At 66.9% G+C, this 16,256-nt stretch carries 15 protein-coding genes; 11 read left to right on the top strand and 4 right to left on the bottom strand.

Translation table 11 applies throughout. The features are described from left to right. The first annotated feature begins 57 nt into the window (after positions 1-57). From AABF56_RS25485 to AABF56_RS25440, 10 genes are read left to right on the top strand one after another with little or no spacing between them, the layout of a single operon-like run. Positions 58-933, top strand: coding sequence for a carbohydrate ABC transporter permease (locus AABF56_RS25485; protein WP_244766280.1), 876 nt, complete (start codon positions 58-60; stop codon positions 931-933). A gap of 10 nt (positions 934-943) precedes the next feature. Further along, complete coding sequence (locus AABF56_RS25480; RefSeq protein ID WP_064333952.1) at positions 944-1,768, top strand: carbohydrate ABC transporter permease; 825 nt, start codon at positions 944-946, stop codon at positions 1,766-1,768. 5 nt (positions 1,769-1,773) lie between these two features. Further along, positions 1,774-2,772: an alcohol dehydrogenase catalytic domain-containing protein gene (locus AABF56_RS25475; RefSeq protein ID WP_245507835.1), complete on the top strand. Its 999-nt coding sequence runs from the start codon at positions 1,774-1,776 to the stop codon at positions 2,770-2,772. A 4-nt stretch (positions 2,773-2,776) separates the two neighbouring features. Next, positions 2,777-3,853 (top strand): ABC transporter ATP-binding protein, encoded by a 1,077-nt coding sequence (locus tag AABF56_RS25470; RefSeq protein WP_272807652.1) that lies wholly within the window; start codon positions 2,777-2,779, stop codon positions 3,851-3,853. After that, positions 3,850-4,761, top strand: a complete 912-nt coding sequence (locus tag AABF56_RS25465; RefSeq protein WP_272807653.1) for a sugar kinase — start codon at positions 3,850-3,852, stop codon at positions 4,759-4,761. The genes AABF56_RS25470 and AABF56_RS25465 overlap by 4 nt, the downstream gene beginning before the upstream one ends. 11 nt (positions 4,762-4,772) lie before the next feature. Further along, positions 4,773-5,819, top strand: coding sequence for a tagatose 1,6-diphosphate aldolase (locus AABF56_RS25460; protein ID WP_272807654.1), 1,047 nt, complete (start codon positions 4,773-4,775; stop codon positions 5,817-5,819). Positions 5,820-5,846: 27 nt separating this feature from the next. Then, on the top strand, positions 5,847-7,325 hold the full coding sequence (locus AABF56_RS25455) for an NAD-dependent succinate-semialdehyde dehydrogenase (protein WP_272807655.1): 1,479 nt from the start codon (positions 5,847-5,849) through the stop codon (positions 7,323-7,325). Between the two features lie 8 nt (positions 7,326-7,333). Next, complete coding sequence (locus AABF56_RS25450) at positions 7,334-8,068, top strand: SDR family NAD(P)-dependent oxidoreductase (protein ID WP_272808137.1); 735 nt, start codon at positions 7,334-7,336, stop codon at positions 8,066-8,068. A gap of 7 nt (positions 8,069-8,075) precedes the next feature. Further along, positions 8,076-9,245, top strand: a complete 1,170-nt coding sequence (locus AABF56_RS25445; protein WP_272807656.1) for a mandelate racemase/muconate lactonizing enzyme family protein — start codon at positions 8,076-8,078, stop codon at positions 9,243-9,245. Beyond that, positions 9,242-10,015: a TSUP family transporter gene (locus AABF56_RS25440; protein WP_272807657.1), complete on the top strand. Its 774-nt coding sequence runs from the start codon at positions 9,242-9,244 to the stop codon at positions 10,013-10,015. Before AABF56_RS25445 ends, AABF56_RS25440 begins: the two co-directional genes overlap by 4 nt. A gap of 28 nt (positions 10,016-10,043) precedes the next feature. Here AABF56_RS25440 and AABF56_RS25435 read toward each other — a convergent pair whose 3' ends face one another. From AABF56_RS25435 to AABF56_RS25420, 4 genes are all read right to left on the bottom strand, one after another. Continuing rightward, a complete protein-coding gene (locus tag AABF56_RS25435) occupies positions 10,044-10,742 on the bottom strand; it encodes a methyltransferase family protein (RefSeq protein WP_272807658.1) in 699 nt (232 codons plus the stop codon). Between the two features lie 117 nt (positions 10,743-10,859). After that, positions 10,860-11,966: a siderophore-interacting protein gene (locus tag AABF56_RS25430; RefSeq protein WP_272807659.1), complete on the bottom strand. Its 1,107-nt coding sequence runs from the start codon at positions 11,964-11,966 to the stop codon at positions 10,860-10,862. Positions 11,967-11,994: 28 nt separating this feature from the next. Beyond that, positions 11,995-13,101, bottom strand: a complete 1,107-nt coding sequence (locus tag AABF56_RS25425) for an ABC transporter substrate-binding protein (protein WP_272807660.1) — start codon at positions 13,099-13,101, stop codon at positions 11,995-11,997. Positions 13,102-13,112: 11 nt separating this feature from the next. Beyond that, positions 13,113-15,263, bottom strand: coding sequence for a TonB-dependent siderophore receptor (locus AABF56_RS25420; protein WP_272807661.1), 2,151 nt, complete (start codon positions 15,261-15,263; stop codon positions 13,113-13,115). Between the two features lie 253 nt (positions 15,264-15,516). Here AABF56_RS25420 and AABF56_RS25415 point away from each other — a divergent pair, with 253 nt between their 5' ends. Continuing rightward, the gene (locus AABF56_RS25415) at positions 15,517-16,218 is read left to right on the top strand and encodes a TetR/AcrR family transcriptional regulator (RefSeq protein ID WP_272807662.1); all 702 of its coding nucleotides are present in this window, start codon (positions 15,517-15,519) and stop codon (positions 16,216-16,218) included. Positions 16,219-16,256: the final 38 nt, after the last annotated feature.

Genomic DNA, 16,256 nt, shown 5'->3' with positions numbered 1-16,256 from the left:
TCCTGCCTCGGCGGGACCCGGTATCCGACGCAAATCGCCCACTGGAAGGACCGGACAATGATTCCAGGCTCGACCAACAGCCAGGGACGGCAGCTTGCCGCGCTCTCCGCACCGGCGGTCCTCTTCACCGTCGCCATGATCGCCTTTCCGGTGGTCTACACGATCTGGCTCGGCTTCCACGCGTTCTCGTCGACGGGGGAGGCAAGCTTTGCAGGCGGAGCCAACTATGCGGCGCTCGTTGCCGACGGCGAGTTCTGGAACGGCCTCTACGTCACCTTCGCGCTCTATGCCCTGTCCATGGTCCTGCAGCTCGTCGCCGGCATCTATCTCGCCATGCTGCTGTTTCATTCCAAGCGCTTGTCCGGCCTCTTGCGTTCGCTCCTGATCTCGCCCTTCATGATGCCGCCCGTGGTGGCCGGCATGATGTGGCTCGTCATTCTCGATCCGTCGCTGGGCGCGGCCAACTACATCCTGGTGTCGCTCGGTCTTCCGGCCTCCGAATGGCTGGCCTCTCCGACCTGGGTGATCCCGACCATCGCCCTGATCGATACCTGGCAATGGGCGCCCTATGTCGCGCTGATCGTTCTCGGCGGGCTGCAGTCCTTGCCGCCCAGCGTCTACGAGGCCGCCCAGATCGACGGCGCCTCTCCGTTCCGCATCTTCCGGCGCATCACCCTGCCGCTGCTGCTGCCGACCATTGTCACGGCTGCCGTGCTGCGGAGCGTCGATCTGCTGCGCTTCTTCGACATCATCTACATCACCACCCAGGGCGGGCCGGGCAATGCCTCGAACACGCTCAACATCTACGGGTTCCGGGTCGGCTTCGAGTTCTTCAACATCGGCTATGCCAGCGCGCTCATGATCACGCTCTCGGCCATCGTGCTGGCCGCCGTGCTCGTGCTCAACCGCCTGCGCAACGCGGTCGCCTGGTAAGGAGACGACGATGAACGACCATTCGAGCCCCCGCTGGGTCCACTGGCTGAACACGCTGCAGCTGACCGTCGCGGGCATCCTTATCCTGGCGCCGACCGTCTGGATGGTGCTTTCGTCCTTCAAGCCGTCCTTCGAGGTGACGGCCTATCCGCCGACGCTGTTCTTCCAGCCGACCTTCGAGAACTACGTTACGCTGTGGCAGACGACGCCGTTCCTGTCCTATGCGGTCAACAGCTTCGTGGTGACCATCGGCTCGACGCTGCTTGGCCTTGCCTTCGGCATCCCGGCCGCCTTCGCCGTCTCCTGGTCGCGCATCACCTGGCCGGCCGTCCTGACGCTTGCCGCGCGGATGGCGCCGGGCACGCTGTTCCTGCTGCCCTGGTACATCATGTTCCGCGAGGTCGGGCTGATCGGCTCCTACACGGCGCTGATCCTCAGCCACGCGGTGATCACCATGCCGATCGTCATCTGGGTGCTGCTTCCCTTCTTCGACAACATTCCGCGCAGCGTCTTCGAGGCGGCGCAGATGGACGGCTGCTCGGTGACCCGCATTCTCTGGCGGATCGCCCTGCCGCTTGTCGGCTCCGGCGTCGCGGTCGCCTCGATCCTCGCCTTCGTCTTCTCGTGGAACTTCTTCCTCTTCTCGCTGATCCTGTCGAATTCCGACACGAAGACGCTGATTGCCGCTGCCTTCAACTTCGTCGGCGAAGGTTCCACCCAGTGGGGCTCGCTGATGGCGGCCGCCACGCTCATCGCGCTGCCGCCGCTCGCGCTCGCGATCCTTGTCCAGCGTTGGCTCGTCGCAGGGCTGACCCTCGGTGCCGTCAAGGGATGATCAGGATGACAGACAGAAAGAATGCCCGCATGCGTGCCTCCGTCTTCCACGGCGACCGCAGGATCACCATCGAAACCCGGGACCTGCCGCCCGTCGGGCAGGGCGAGGTGCTGGTCAAGGTGCTGCGCACCGCGCTCTGCGGCTCGGACTTCAAGCTCTGGTACAAGGGGGCGGAGTTCACCGCCGGCCACGAGATCTTCGGCGTCGTCGAACAGCCGGGCCATCCGCGCCACGGACAGCGCTGCGCAGTCTATATCCCGGTGCATTGCGGCCATTGCGATGCCTGCCGTGCGGGCGACACGCAGATGTGCCTGGAAGTATCGAGCCTGATCGGTTGGAACCGGCCGGGCGGCTATGCCGAATATGTGCCAGTTCCGGAAAACTGCCTGTTGCCCGTCCCCGACGACATCGAGGACGACCTCGCGCCGCTGCTGCTCGACACGATCGGGACGTCCGCCCACGCCGTTCGCTTCGCCATGCCGCTGGTTCCTCCCGAAGGGTCTGTGCCGGTCCTCGTGACCGGTGCAGGCCCGGTCGGGCTCGGCGTGGTGCTGGCGCTATCGAGCCTTGGCTATGAGGATATCCATGTCAGCGATCCGAACGAGGAGCGGCTGGCGATCGCCGTTTCCTTCGGTGCGAAGGCCCATCCCGTCGGCGCGCGCGACAAGCGCTTCAAGCTGATCTTCGAGTGCTCCGGCGCGCATGTGGCGCGCAATCTCGGCATAGAGCTGGTCCTGCCGCGCGGGGCCCTGATGCTGGTCGGGGAGAACGCCGCGCCCTGGACCATCGAGGAAGGCAAGATCTTCCGCCGCAAGGACTTCTACATGATCCGCACCTTCTATTTCCCGGTCGGCGACTTCGCGCCGAATGTCGAACTGCTGCGCGCCAACAAGGAGCGCTATCGCCGGCTCGTCGATGCCGCCTTCGGTCTCGACGACCTGCCGGAGAATTTCGCCCGCTTCGCCGAAGGCAAGCTCATCAAGCCCGTCCTTTCGTTTGGGTGACACCATGGCCTCGATCACGATCAGGAACATCGCCAAGAAGTTCGGCGAGCTCACCATCATCCCCGGCCTCGACCTGGAGATCGCCGACGAGGAGTTCGTCGTCTTCGTCGGGCCGTCCGGCTGCGGCAAGTCCACGCTGCTGCGCATCATCGCCGGGCTCGAACCGTGCACCTCGGGCGAGCTCTTCATCGGCGAGACGAAGGTCAACGACGTGCCGGCCTCCAAGCGCGACATCGCCATGGTCTTCCAGGACTATGCGCTCTACCCGCACATGACCGTCTACGACAACATGGCCTTCGCGCTGGAATTGCGCGGCATGAGCAAGGCGGAGATCGACCAGCGCGTGCGCCGTGCGGCCGGCCTCCTGCATATCGAACCCTTCCTGGAGCGCAAGCCGAAGGCGCTGTCCGGCGGCCAGCGCCAGCGTGTCGCCATGGGGCGGGCGATCGTCCGCGACCCGAAGGTCTTCCTGTTCGACGAGCCGCTCTCCAACCTCGACGCCAAGCTGCGCGGCCAGGTGCGCACCGAGATCAAGGCGCTGTCGCAGGAGCTGAAGACCACCATGATCTTCGTCACCCACGACCAGGTGGAGGCGATGACGATGGCGGATCGCATCGTGGTCCTGAAAGGCGGCGAGATCCAGCAGTTCGGCCGGCCGGAAGACGTCTACGAGACGCCCGCGAACCAGTTCGTCGCCGGCTTCATCGGCTCCCCGGCGATGAACTTCTTCCCGATCCGGCGTGCGGGCGATGCCTTCGTCTTCGAAGGCGCGCCGCATCTGGCCGCCCCCGTGCCGGCCGCGCTGAACACCGCGCTCGGTGGCAGGAGCGAGGCGGTGCTCGGCATCCGGCCGGAACATCTCGTTCCTGCCGACGACGTCGCCGGCGCGCTGCCCGTCACGATCGACCTCGTCGAGCCGCTTGGCTCCGACACGCTCACGCATTTCGATCTTGCGGGCGTACGGACCGTTGCCCGGGTCAACCCCGAAATGAGACCGAAGGTCGGAGACAGGCTGGCCTTCGCCGCGCAGGCCGGCAAGGCGCATCTCTTCGACAGCGCGGATGGAAAGGCCATCCGATGATCCGCCCGCCGATCATACCCGAGGGGGCTGCACCATCGATCATCTGCCTCGGGCTGTCCGCGCTCGACCGCATCTGGCGGGTAGAGACGCCGTTCACCGGCGGCAGCGAAAAGATCCGCGCGGGCGAGCACCTGACCGAAGCAGGCGGCATGGCGGCGAATGCCGCGGTGACCGTCGCAAGGCTTGGTGGCCGGGCTTCGTTCTGGGGCAGGGCGGGCGACGACGATGCAGGCCGCCTCATGGCGGAGGCCTTTGCTGCCGAGGGTGTCGATATCGGCCAGTTCCGGCTCTTCGAGGGCGGGGCATCGTCCGTCTCGGGCATCATCGTCGATGCGCGCGGCGAGCGGCAGATCGTCAATTTCCGCGGCCGCTATCCGGTCGATCCCGCCTGGCTTTCGCTTGCCGGCCTTTCTGCCGATTGCGTGCTGGCGGATCCGCGCTGGCCGGAGGGCGCGGAGGCGCTTTTCACCGAGGCGCGGCGCCGCGGTATCCCGACGGTTCTCGACGGTGACGTGGCCGACGCCGATATCTTCGAACGCCTGCTTCCGTTGACCGACCACGCCGTCTTCTCCGAGCCGGGCCTGCGCGGCTTCGGCGGAGAGGACCTGGACGCGGCGCTGGCGCTGGCGGCGGGCTTCGGCTGCCGCATGGTCGCGGTCACCCGCGGTGGCGACGGCCTCGTCTGGCAGGACGCTTCCGGCAGGCACGACATGCCGGCACCGGCCGTCCAAGCCGTCGACACCACGGCCGCCGGCGATGTCTTCCACGGCGCCTATGCCTTCGCGATCGGGGCGAACTTCGGCATTGCCGATGCACTCGCCTTCGCCAGCGCGGTCGCCGCCCTGAAATGCACACGGCCCGGCGGCCGTGCCGCCATTCCCTCCCTCGACGATCTGAAGTCATCCTGAAAGGAAACGTCATGCTCACACTCGGAAAAACCCGCGGCCTTGCCCGTCTCGCCAACAAGGACGGCCACTTCTGCATGGTGGCGCTCGACCAGCGTCCGCCGCTCTTCGAAGCGCTCGCGGCGGCGCGCGGCATCGACAAGTCGGACGTCACCTTCTCCGACATGATCACGGCAAAGCGGCTTCTGGTCGAAAATCTCGCCCCGCATTGCAGCTCCATGCTGTTCGATCCGAACTATGCCATTCCCGCCGCCATCGACGTGCTGCCGCCGGACTGCGGCCTGATCGTCACCCTGGAGGATCACCGCACCGAGGAGACCGAGGGCGGCCGCAAGTCCAAGGTCATCGCCGACTGGAGCGTCGAGAAGATCCGCCGTCTCGGCGGCGATGCGGTCAAGGTGCTCGCATGGTACCGGCCGGACGCCGCGGCCGACGTTCTGGAGCACCAGAAGGCGTTCGTGCGCAAGATCGGCGAGGATTGCCGTCGCCACGACATCGCCTATGTGCTCGAACTGCTCGTGTTCCCGTTCCTCGGCACCGCGGGCCATACGGCGGATTATGTCGAATCGCCGACCAAGCTGCCGGAACTCGTGATCGAGAGCGTGCGCGAATTCGCAAAGCCCGAATACGGCGTCGATCTCCTGAAGCTCGAAAGCCCGCTCGCCGCAAACAGCCTGCCGCCGCGCGACGGCAGCGCGGCTGCCCTTGCCGCCCAGCGGGAATTCGATGCGATCGGCAGGATCTGCGCCGATGCGGGCATTCCGTGGGTGCTGCTGTCGGGCGGCGCGGCGACGGAAAAGTTCGAACGCGTGCTCGATTACGCCTATGCCGCCGGTGCCGGCGGGTTCCTGGCGGGCCGCACCATCTGGCTCAATGCGATCCGCTCGCATTTCCCGGATACCGCTGCCGTCGCCAAGGCGCTTACGGAAGAAGGCGTGTCCGTGGTGGAGCGCCTGAGCGCACTCACCGCCGCCAAGGCCCCGCGCTGGACCCCGCCGGCGCCCGCCTTCCAGGAGATCCACAATGAAGGCGACTTCGCCAAGAGCTATGCCGCTGCCTGACACGGCCCATTGACGGAAGGAACGACCATGGACGATCGATCGACGCAGCCGGTGCCGGCCCTGAAGGACCGGTCCCTCCTGACCGACAAGGCCTATGTGGCCGGCCGCTGGCTGGGCGCGGTGGACGGCAGGACCATCACGGTCACGGATCCGTTCGACGGATCGGTCATCGCCCGTGTCCCGGATCTCGGCGTGGAGGTGGTTCGCCAGGCGATCGACGCGGCAGCCCTCGCGCAGGCCGAATGGGCACGGCGGTCCGCCAAGGAGCGGGCCGCCGTCCTGCGGCGCTGGTACGAGCTCATCGTCGAGAATGCGGACGACCTCGCCCAGATCCTCACCGCCGAGCAGGGCAAGCCCCTCGGTGAGGCGAAAGGCGAGATCCTCTCCAATGCCGCCTATCTCGAATGGTTCGGGGAAGAGGCCAAGCGCATCGACGGCGACATCATTCCTGGCCCGAACCGCAACCAGCGCATCATGGTGCTCAAGCAGCCCGTGGGCGTCTGCGCGGCCATCACGCCCTGGAACTTCCCGAACGGGATGATCACGCGCAAGGCCGGGCCCGCCCTTGCCGCCGGATGCTCCATGATCCTGAAGCCCGCCGCTCAGACGCCGCTCTCGGCCTTCGCGCTCGCCGTTCTGGCGGAGCGTGCGGGCGTGCCGGCGGGGGTCTTCTCCGTCATCACCGGCGAGGCACGGCCGATCGGCATGGAGTTCTGCCACAATCCGAAGGTCGCGAAGATCACCTTCACGGGCTCGACCGGCGTCGGGCGCTGGCTGATGAAGGAGGCGGCGGACGGCATCAAGCGCCTGTCGCTCGAACTTGGCGGCAATGCGCCCTTCATCGTGTTCGACGACGCCGACATCGACGCGGCGGTCGAGGGGGCGATGATCTCCAAGTTCCGCAATGCCGGCCAGACCTGCGTGTGCGCCAACCGCATCTATGTCCAGGAGACCGTCGCGGAGGCGTTCACTGCCAGGCTCCTGGAAAAGGTCTCGGCGATCACGCTCGGCCGCGGCACGCAGGCGGGCGTTAGCCAGGGGCCGCTGATCGACGACAGGGCCGTCACCAAGATGGAGGAGCATGTCAGCGACGCGCTCGCCAAGGGCGGCAGGATCCTCGTCGGCGGCAAGCGCAGCGCGCTCGGCGGCACCTTCTTCGAGCCGACCGTCATGAGCGGCATCACGCAGGACATGAAAGTGGCGAAGGAGGAGACCTTCGCGCCGCTCGCCCCCATCATCACCTTCCGCGACGAGGACGAGGTCATCGCCATGGCGAACGACAGCGAGTTCGGTCTCGCCTCCTATTTCTACGCGCGTGACCTCGGCCGCGTCTGGCGGGTCGCCGAAGCGCTGGAGGCGGGCATGGTCGGCGTCAACACCGGCATGCTGGCCAACGAGATGGCACCGTTCGGCGGCGTCAAGCAGTCGGGCATGGGGCGGGAAGGCTCCTCCTATGGCATCGAGGGTTTCCTCGAACTGAAATATGTCGCCGTGGCAGGCATCTGATGGGCGAGATGACGGATCCTTTTGCCTTTCCGCCCGGCTTCCAGGTCGTCGTTGTCGGCGGCGCGGGGGATATCGGCTCGGCGATTGCCGCGCTGTTCCACGCCCGCGGCGCGAAGGTCGTGGCGACCGGCCACGACCGCGCCGCGCTCGACCGCTCCGCCCTGTCGAGCCTTCAGGCTGTCGATCTCGACGTCCTGGACGTCACCTCCGACGAGGCCGTGGCGGCGTTCGCCGCCCGCTTCGAGCGGGTCGATGCGCTCGTCAATTGCGCGGGCATCCTCGCCCGCGACGAGGAGTTCCGGATAGAGACCTTCCAGCGCGTGCTCGACGTCAACCTGACCGGCACCTTCCGGACCTCCACGGCCTTTCGCCCGCATCTTGCCGCAAGCCGCGGCTCGATCGTCAACATCGCCTCCATGAACGCCTTCGCCGCCTTGCCCCGCCTTCCGGCCTATTGCGCCAGCAAGGGCGGTGTCGTGATGCTGACCAAGGCCCTCGCGCTCGCCTGGGCGGAGGAAGGGATCCGGGTCAACGCCGTCGCGCCCGGCTATATCGAGACGGCGATCAACAGCGAGGGGCGCAAGGACATCGCGCATCGCGACCGGATCGCCGCGCGCACGGCGCTGAAGCGCTGGGGCCAGCCGGAGGAGGTGGCGGGCGCCGTGGTTTTCCTCACCATGCCGGCTGCACGCTATGCCACCGGTACGGTCTATGCCGTCGACGGCGGCTTCCTTGCAGGGTGAGGATGCCATGAGCAAGGCAGGCTCCACCCGTTCCCATGTGATCAGGTCCGTCGAGGCGCATGTCTTCCGTGTGCCGCTCGAAAAGCCTGTCTCGACGTCCTTCGGCACGATGAGGGACCGGCCGGCCGTGCTGGTGCGGCTGGAGGATGATGCGGGCCTGATCGGCTGGGGAGAGATCTGGTGCAACTGGCCGGCCTGCGGCGCGGAGCATCGCGCCCGCCTGCTCGTCTCGGATATCGCGCCGCGCATCCTCGACAGGCCGTTGCCCGATTCGGCGGATCTTTGGAAGGAATTGACCGCGGCAACGCACATACTCGTGCTGCAGACCGGGGAGGCCGGCCCCTATGCACAGGTGATCGCCGGCTTCGACATGGCCTATTGGGACCTTGCCGCCCGCCGCCGCGGCGTGCCGCTTGCCGTGGCGCTGTCGCCCAATGCGGCGGGCGCGGTGCGCGCCTATGCCAGCGGCATTCATATCCGCGACGCCGAAAAGGTCGTGGCGCAATCCCGCGCGGCCGGCTACCGCGACTTCAAGGTCAAGGTCGGTTTCGACTTCGATCGCGACCTGGCGCTGATCCGCGCGCTCGCCGGGAGCCTGCAGCCCGGGGAAACGCTGCATGCGGACGCCAACCAGGCGTTTTCCCCGGAAGCGGCGCGGGGCTTCCTGTTGGCGACGGCCGATCTTGGGCTCGGCTGGGTGGAGGAGCCGGTGCGTGTGGATGCCGGCCCGGCCGTCTGGGGCGAGCTTGCGCGGCTGACCGCAACGCCGCTGGCCGGAGGGGAGAACCTTGCCGGCCTGCGGGCCTTCCGGTCGGCGATCGGCGCCGGCCATCTCTCCGTCATCCAGCCCGATGCGGCAAAATGGGGCGGACCGACAGGCTGCCGCGCGGTGGCCCGGGCCGCAATCGCCGCCGGCCGGCGCTACTGCCCGCATTTCCTCGGCGCCGGCATCGGCCTTGCCGCCTCGGCGCATGTCCTGGCGGCAGCCGGCGGGGACGGGCTGCTCGAAATCGACGTCAATCCGAATCCGCTGCGCGACGCGGTCGCGCCCGCATGGCCCGTGGTGGAGAAGGGCGTCGTCGTGCTGCCGCAAGGGCCGGGCCTCGGAACGGTGCCGGACCTCGACCGGCTCGAACCCTTCCGCACCCTCGCCCTGGCGGCCGGCCCCGCGGCATGATCGGCACGAGCGAACTTGTCCTCTTCGCCGCGCTCGCCTTCGTGGCGGCCTATGTGCAGACCCTGACGGGTTTCGCCTTCGGCCTGTTGCTGATGGGCGTCCTGGCGCTGACCGGCCTTGTCCCGCTGCCGGAGGCTGCCATCGTCGTCAGCCTGCTGACGCTCGCCAATGCCGTGATGGTGCTGGCGCGCGGCTGGCGGGATATCGCCGTGAAACCGTTCCTTCTGTCGCTTGCCGGCGCCCTGCCCATGGTCGCCGCCGGCTACGGCGTGCTGACGCTTCTGGCGGCCTCGTCGCTGTCGGCGCTGCGCCTCATCCTCGGGTTCGCCATCATCGTGTCGAGCCTCCAGCTGATCCGGCGGCCGTCGCCGCTGGCGCGGCAGTCGGGCGGGCCTGCCTTCCTGTTCTTCGGTGCGCTTGGCGGCCTGATGGGCGGGCTCTTCTCCACCGCGGGGCCGCCGCTGGTCTTCCAGTTCTACCGCCAGCCCCTGCCGCATCGGGTCGTCCGCGAGACGCTCGTGGCGATCTTCGCGCTCAACTCGGTGTTCCGTCTCGGCCTCGTCTCGGCAGCCGGCGACTGGCAGCATCACGCGCTTTTATGGGCGCTTGCCGGCCTGCCGGCCGTCCTGGTTTCGACTTATCTGGCGCGCCGCTGGCCCCCGGCGCTTTCTGCGCGCACGCTCCGTTTCGCAGCCTTCGGGCTGCTGTTGCTGTCCGGCGTCTCGCTGATCGCGCCCGTGATCCTGGGGGCCGTTCCGGCGCGCGCATGACGCGCCGTCCGCCTGCGCCGGTGCCGAGCTACCAGAGGCCCGGAACGAGCCGGAACCGGACGCGGCGCGCATAGTCGGCATAGCCCTCCAGCCCGGATTGGAGAAGGGCGTCCTCCCAATGCGTGCGCAGGACAAGCACCGTACCGGCGACCGCCGCCGGCACGAGCGCCCACCAGGAACCGAGCGCCGGCGGCAGGCCGGCGAACATCATCAGCGCGCCGACATAGCCGGGATGACGGACGAAGGCATAGGGGCCGGAGGTGATGACGCGCTGGCCGCGTTCGCGTTGAAGACGCACGCCGGGCTCGAAGAAGCGGTTGACCCCCTGCGCCCAGGTGGTGATCGCGATGCCGGCGGCGAGAAGCGCGTAGCCGAGGACGATGAAGGCCGGGGGCACGCTCGACCAGGACATCCTGCCGGCATCCAGCGTGGCGAGCGGCACTTCGGCCACCATCGCCGGCAGCATCAGCAACAGCAAGATCCGGTCCCAGCGTTCCGTTCCTGGCTGGAAGCGGCTGCGAGCCCGATAGATCGCCGGGTTGACGCGCTGCAGGATCAGGGCCGAGACCGCGAAGGCGGCGACGAGGAAGCCGATGAAGATCCAGCCGGGCATCCAGCCGAGGCGCCCGGCCGGCAGGAAGACCAAAGCCAGCAGCGCCGCAGGCAGGCCTATCGCATAGGCGCCGGCCTTCGTTCGTGACATGGGGTCGGGTTCGGTGACAGGCATCCGCCGGCCTCCTGGTTTCGCGCCCCAACCGTCGAACCGTGAGCGTCATACCTTATCCGTATCGTGCGCCAGCCGCCAGCGGCGCAGTAAGCGCGGGGGGCGCATAGTGTGCGGGCATCAACCGGCGACGACATCGCCGCCGGCCTCGATGATTTCATCATTGCTCAGGCCGCGACGCCAATGGGAGAAGGCGACCTGCCGGTGGTTCGGCAGCTTGACCGTCTCGCGCAGGAACTGACGGATTTCCCGGAAGGTCGAGTATTCGCAGCCACACCAGAAGAAGGTGTCTTCCTTGTCCGCGGGCCAGTCGAGGGATCGAACCGCCTGCGCCAAGGGATCCGGAGTGCCCGGCGGCCGGCCGTGCCGGTGAAGCCAGCGTATGTCGACGCCGCCTGGCGCGGCGATCGGTTGTTCCTCGGCCTGTTCGGCCACCTCGATGAGAGCGACGCCCTTCGCATCCCGCGGCAACGCCTCGATCATGCGGGCTATGCCTGGCAGGCCCGTCTCGTCGCCGACATAGACGTTCCATCTCGCGGGCTTGGGCCCGTGAGCGCCCGGGCCGAGCAGGCCGACGAGCGCGCCCGGTGCCGACTTGCGGGCCCATTCGACGCCGGCACCGCCGGCATCGTGCAGATAGAAATCGACCTCCAGCATTCCCGTTGCCGCATCGACGGTCCGCATCGTGTAGATGCGCGACGCGAGCTGTTGCCCGCCCTTCGGCCAGACCAGCCGTCCATTGTCGCCGAGCCTCGGCCATTCGGGATTGGGCTCGCCATGCGGCTGGAACAGCAGGCGACAATGGATCTGATCGGGCACGTCGTAGTGAGCGAGATTTTCCCCGACGAAGCGGACGCGGCGCATCCGCGGTGTCAGGTCGCGCACGGCGCGCACCGTCAGGACCCGAAAGTCCGGTGGCCATGTGTCGCCGGCCTTGTCGCCGGTCCAGACGATGTCGGGGTCCTCGGCCCGTGCGACGAAATCGACCAGGCCGGTAAGGGCGTTCTTCAGGCGGTTGAGGGATGCGCCATTCTTGGCTTCCACCGCGATGTGGAGCGTCTGGCCGGCGGGCCGCACGCGAACGGTGCCATAGGGCGACGTCGCGACATGGATGCCGTCCGCAAAACGAACCTGCATGTCGTGATCGCCGAGCAAGATGAGGATCTTGTCCAGATATCGCGTCAGATCGGAAAATGTGATCGTGGTGTGCGCCTTTAGGCTCGACATGGCCAAATTCCTGGGATTTCCGGGGCTGTCAGAGGCTGACCCAGCATGGGCCGGCGATCGGTCTTGCCAGGAAGCGCCGGTTCAATTCCGCCAATGTTTCGTGCGGATCGATATCGTGGCAGCGGTCGGGATGCAGCCATTTGGCGGCGACTTCCAGGAAGAGGAGGTTGAGCGGCTGGGCGGTGATCAGCCCTGTCCAGATGCCGTGCACCTGCTTTCGCTCCACAGCCTTCAAGAGGTGAAGGCCGGGCCGGCCTGTGAGGCGCTCCAGCCCGGCGCGCGCTTCGGCTTCGGGAAGGCCGGGGCCGATCGCGGGTCTCGTGGCATTCGCATAGCCGCCGCCCGTCGCGATGTAGACGTCGACGCCTTCCGCAAGCAGCTGCTCGAGCTGGATCTTTGCGGCCCACGGGGAGGACGCGGCATCAAGCCCGCGGCCGCCGGCCGCTTCAAGAAGCGTGCCCCAGATGTCCCGGCCAACGGCCCAGCAACAATCATCGTAGAGCGAGCCGATTTCGAAATAGGTCTTGCGCGGTGCCACGCCCGCCAGGCGTTTTTGCAGCCGCTCGATTTTCTGCTGATGGAAGGTCAGGAAGGCCGCGGCCTCCCGGCGGCGGTCCAGGATCGCGCCCCACATGTGCATCAGGCGCGGCAGTTCCTCGAGCGGCGAGGGCGCCTCACCTGCCGCGTCATTGCTGAAGCTGCTGCTGAACAGGACGGGAATGCCAAGCTCCGCAAGCCGTTCGGACAGGGCGTCGGCGCCGTTTCCGGGCGCCATGTAGGCGGTGGCGACGACGAGATCGGGTTGCAGGGATATCAGACCCTCCAGCGAGACGGTTTCCGGCGTCTGCCGGCCGACCAGGGCTATGTCGAAACCCGTGCTGTAGGCGGAATGGAGATCGTCACTGTCCATGCGCTCGACCGCGGCCCAGCCGACGACGAGCCGTGCCGGGTCGGGATGCAGCATGGACATGGTGAGGATGTCGCGCGCCTCCAGAAGCACGATGCGTTGCGGTGGCGCCGCAAGCTCCACGGTGCGTCCTGCCATGTCCGTTACCGTGATCGCCCGCGGACCGGCACCGAAAGCCGGGCCGGAGAGGGCTGCGGCGGCAAGCGTCAGGAAACGTCTTCGGTTCATCCGCATGCCCGTTACCAGCGATAGCGAAGGCCGGCCACGACTTCGCGGCCCTTTCCGACCTGGCAGTAGAAGCCGTTGCTGCAACCCGAATAGTAGTCCCTGTCGAAAAGGTTCGTGACGTTGAGGGTCGCCTCCGCTCCCTTGAAGGCCGGATTGGCCGCGCCGAGATCATAGCGCAGGGCCGCGTCCACCAGGGCGTAACCCGGCGTGCGGACGGCGTTTGCATCGTCCGCGTAGCTGCTGCCGACGATCCGCACCCCGGCCCCGACCGAAAGGCCGTCGAACACGTCGTCATCGAAGGTGTAGTTCGCCCAGAGTGAGCCGAAATACCGCGGCACGCCCTGCGGCCGGTTGCCGACGATCGACGGAACGACGTTCGATCGGGAGATCTCGGTTTCGAGCAGCGTGACGGCTGTGATCAGTTCGAGATTGTCGGTCACGTTCCCACGTGCTTCGAACTCGATGCCGCGGGAACGGACCCCGCCCTGCTGGATGCTGAAGCCAGGCACGGGGCCGGGCGTGAGGACATTCTTCTGCTTGATGTCGAAGGCGGCGAGGGTGAAGATGGCATCGAGGCTTTCGGGCGAATATTTGACGCCTATCTCGAACTGCTCGGCCTCCGTGGGAACGAAAGGCCGGCCGTCCGATCCGACGCCGACGACGGGCTCGAAGGATGTCGAATAGCTGAGATAGGGGGCGATGCCGTTGTCGAACTCGTAGAGCAGGCCCGCCCGGTAGCTGGCCGCGCGTTCCGTCTGGTTGCGCCGAACGCCCGTGAGACGGTTGAGCGAGCCTTCCCGGGACCAGTCGTAGCGGCCGCCCAGCAGAATATGCAGATTGCCGAGGGTCATCTGATCCTGGAGATATATCCCGGTCTGCCGCAAATCCTGCTTTGCATCCGTGAAGGTGGCGAACGGCCCGACGGGTAGGCCGTACTGCGGATTTGTCACGTCGAGCGACTGGGCGCCGCCGAGCAGGAACAGGAAATCGCTCGTCGAGCGCTGGACGTCGACGCCGACGAGGACCTTATGCTCCAGGGCCGCCGTCGCGAAGCTCAGTTCCACGCTGTTGTCGGCACTCACGCCGCGCACGTTTTCCGCCGAGTGCGCCGCCCAGCGCGGCAGCAGGCCGTCGGGAGTGAGCGGCCCTGAGATCTGAAGGGTCCGGAATGTCGAATCAAGGCCGCCATAGCGTAGGCGCGAACCCACTTTCACCGCGTCGTTGAAGCGGTGTTCGAAGATGTAACCGATGCCGAACTGGTCACGGTCGTAGCTGTCATACGAGGGGTCGCCGACATTGAGGCCGCCGGTCAGGTAGGGGCGGTATGCGGCCGGCGCCAGAAAACGCGGATAGATGTGGTTGAAGTAGCCGCCTTCGGGGTCCTTCTGGTAGAAGCCGAGCAGCGTCAGGCTCGTGTCCTCGTCCGGCTGCCATGTCAGCGCCGGCGCGACCGCAAGGCGCTGTTCGTCCACGTCGTCATGGCGCGTGCCGGATTGGCGGCCGATCGCGCTGAACGAATATTGCGGGACGCCGTCCTCGCTCAGCGCGCCGCGGCTCCTGACGCCTGCCTGGACCCGGCCATGGCTGCCGGTCTCAAGGCGCAGCTCGTGGGACGGATCGGCACTCGGCATGTTGCTGATCTGGTTGACGAGCCCGCCGGGGCTTCCCTGGCCGTAGAGAACCGCCGACGGACCCTTGAGCACGTCGATCCGGTCGAGCAGGAAGGGGTCGATCTGCGGTATGCCCCATGCCTGGCCGCGCGGAAGCTTCAAGCCATCAAGATAATCGACGGTCCGCATGGCGCTGAAGAAGCCGCCGAAACCGCGAATCGAGAGGCTGTCGAAGCGGCTGTTCTCATCGACGTTCGAAAGAACGCCTGCCGTATAGTTCAGCGCGCTCTGCACCGTCTGGGCGTTCTGGTCATCCATCTGCTTGCGGCTGACGGTCGTCGTCGATTGGGGCGTGCTCTCGACCGGCGTCGCGCCCTTGGTCGCGGTGGTCGTCCGATTGACGACATAACGATCGCCCTTCCGCGGGGTTTCGCTTTCACCCTCGACGACGATCGTCTCGAGCCGGGTCGCGGCGTCCTGAGCGTGCGCGCCGGCAACCTGCAAGAGCAGGAGGCTGGCAGTTGCGAGAAGGTAGGTCAGCTTGCGTCCCATTGTGTATCCCCAGCCCCTTGTCCGACCCTCGGACACCATCACGGCGGCAGGCATTTGCCCCGTCGGTCGGAGTCGTCTATTAATCAAACGGGACGGTAGTGTCCAGTTAATTATATGAGCTTGAAACTCATATTTTGGGGCGCCGCCTTGCCCGACGCCCGCGGTCGGCCAAGGGTTGGGCGGGAGCGGTGGGATCTGCTAAGGAAGGGCGCAAACGAGCATGATGGGAAATTCAGCGATGTCGGAGCGGAGCATGGCGGATGGCGTTCGGCGATCGGCCGCGGAAATCGGTGTCGAAGGTGCATCAGGCCCCGACGAACAGGCCCGTGCTTCGAAAACCGGCCGGCCGTCGCGGCAGAAATCCGAAGAGCTGACGGCCAGGATTCTCGATGTCGCGACCGGCATGTTCGCGGCGCAGGGCTATGCAGGCACCTCGATGGAGAAGATCGCGGCTGCCTGCGGTGCCGGCAAGGACACGGTCTACAGGCGCTTCCCATCGAAGGAAGCGCTGTTCCGCGGCGTTATAGAGCGCATCCGCGCAAGCGCGTTGCGCAGCCTCGAAATGACCGTTCCACCCGCGGGCGCGCCGCTGGAGCGGCTCAAGGTGGCCGGCCACTGGTTCCTGACCGCCCATCTCGAGCCGCAGCAAATCGCCATGAAACGCATCACCCTGAGCGAAGCCGCGATGTTCAGGCAGAGCCTTGCCGACGGGGCGAGCAGCGACCCGACCGTCCGCTGTCTGATCGAGCTGATCGAGGCCGCGCAGGCAAGCGGTGACCTTGCGAAAGGAGAGGCGGCCTTCATCGCCGACCAACTCATCTATTCGCTGACGGTGAAGCCGATCACCTATGCCATGCTCGGAAGCGCCGCCTTCGCCTCCACCGAAGCGCGCGATGCCTATTTCGAGCAGGCTTGGGAGCTGTTCATGCGAGGCGCCGGAAAGAGGGCAAACTGACGCGGCCCGGCATGACGCCACGCCGCAGATTCGAATCC

This window comes from Shinella sp. WSC3-e (assembly GCF_945994535.1).
Classification (GTDB): Bacteria; Pseudomonadota; Alphaproteobacteria; order Rhizobiales; family Rhizobiaceae; genus Shinella; species Shinella yambaruensis.
This window is presented reverse-complemented; position numbering and strand designations above follow the sequence as displayed.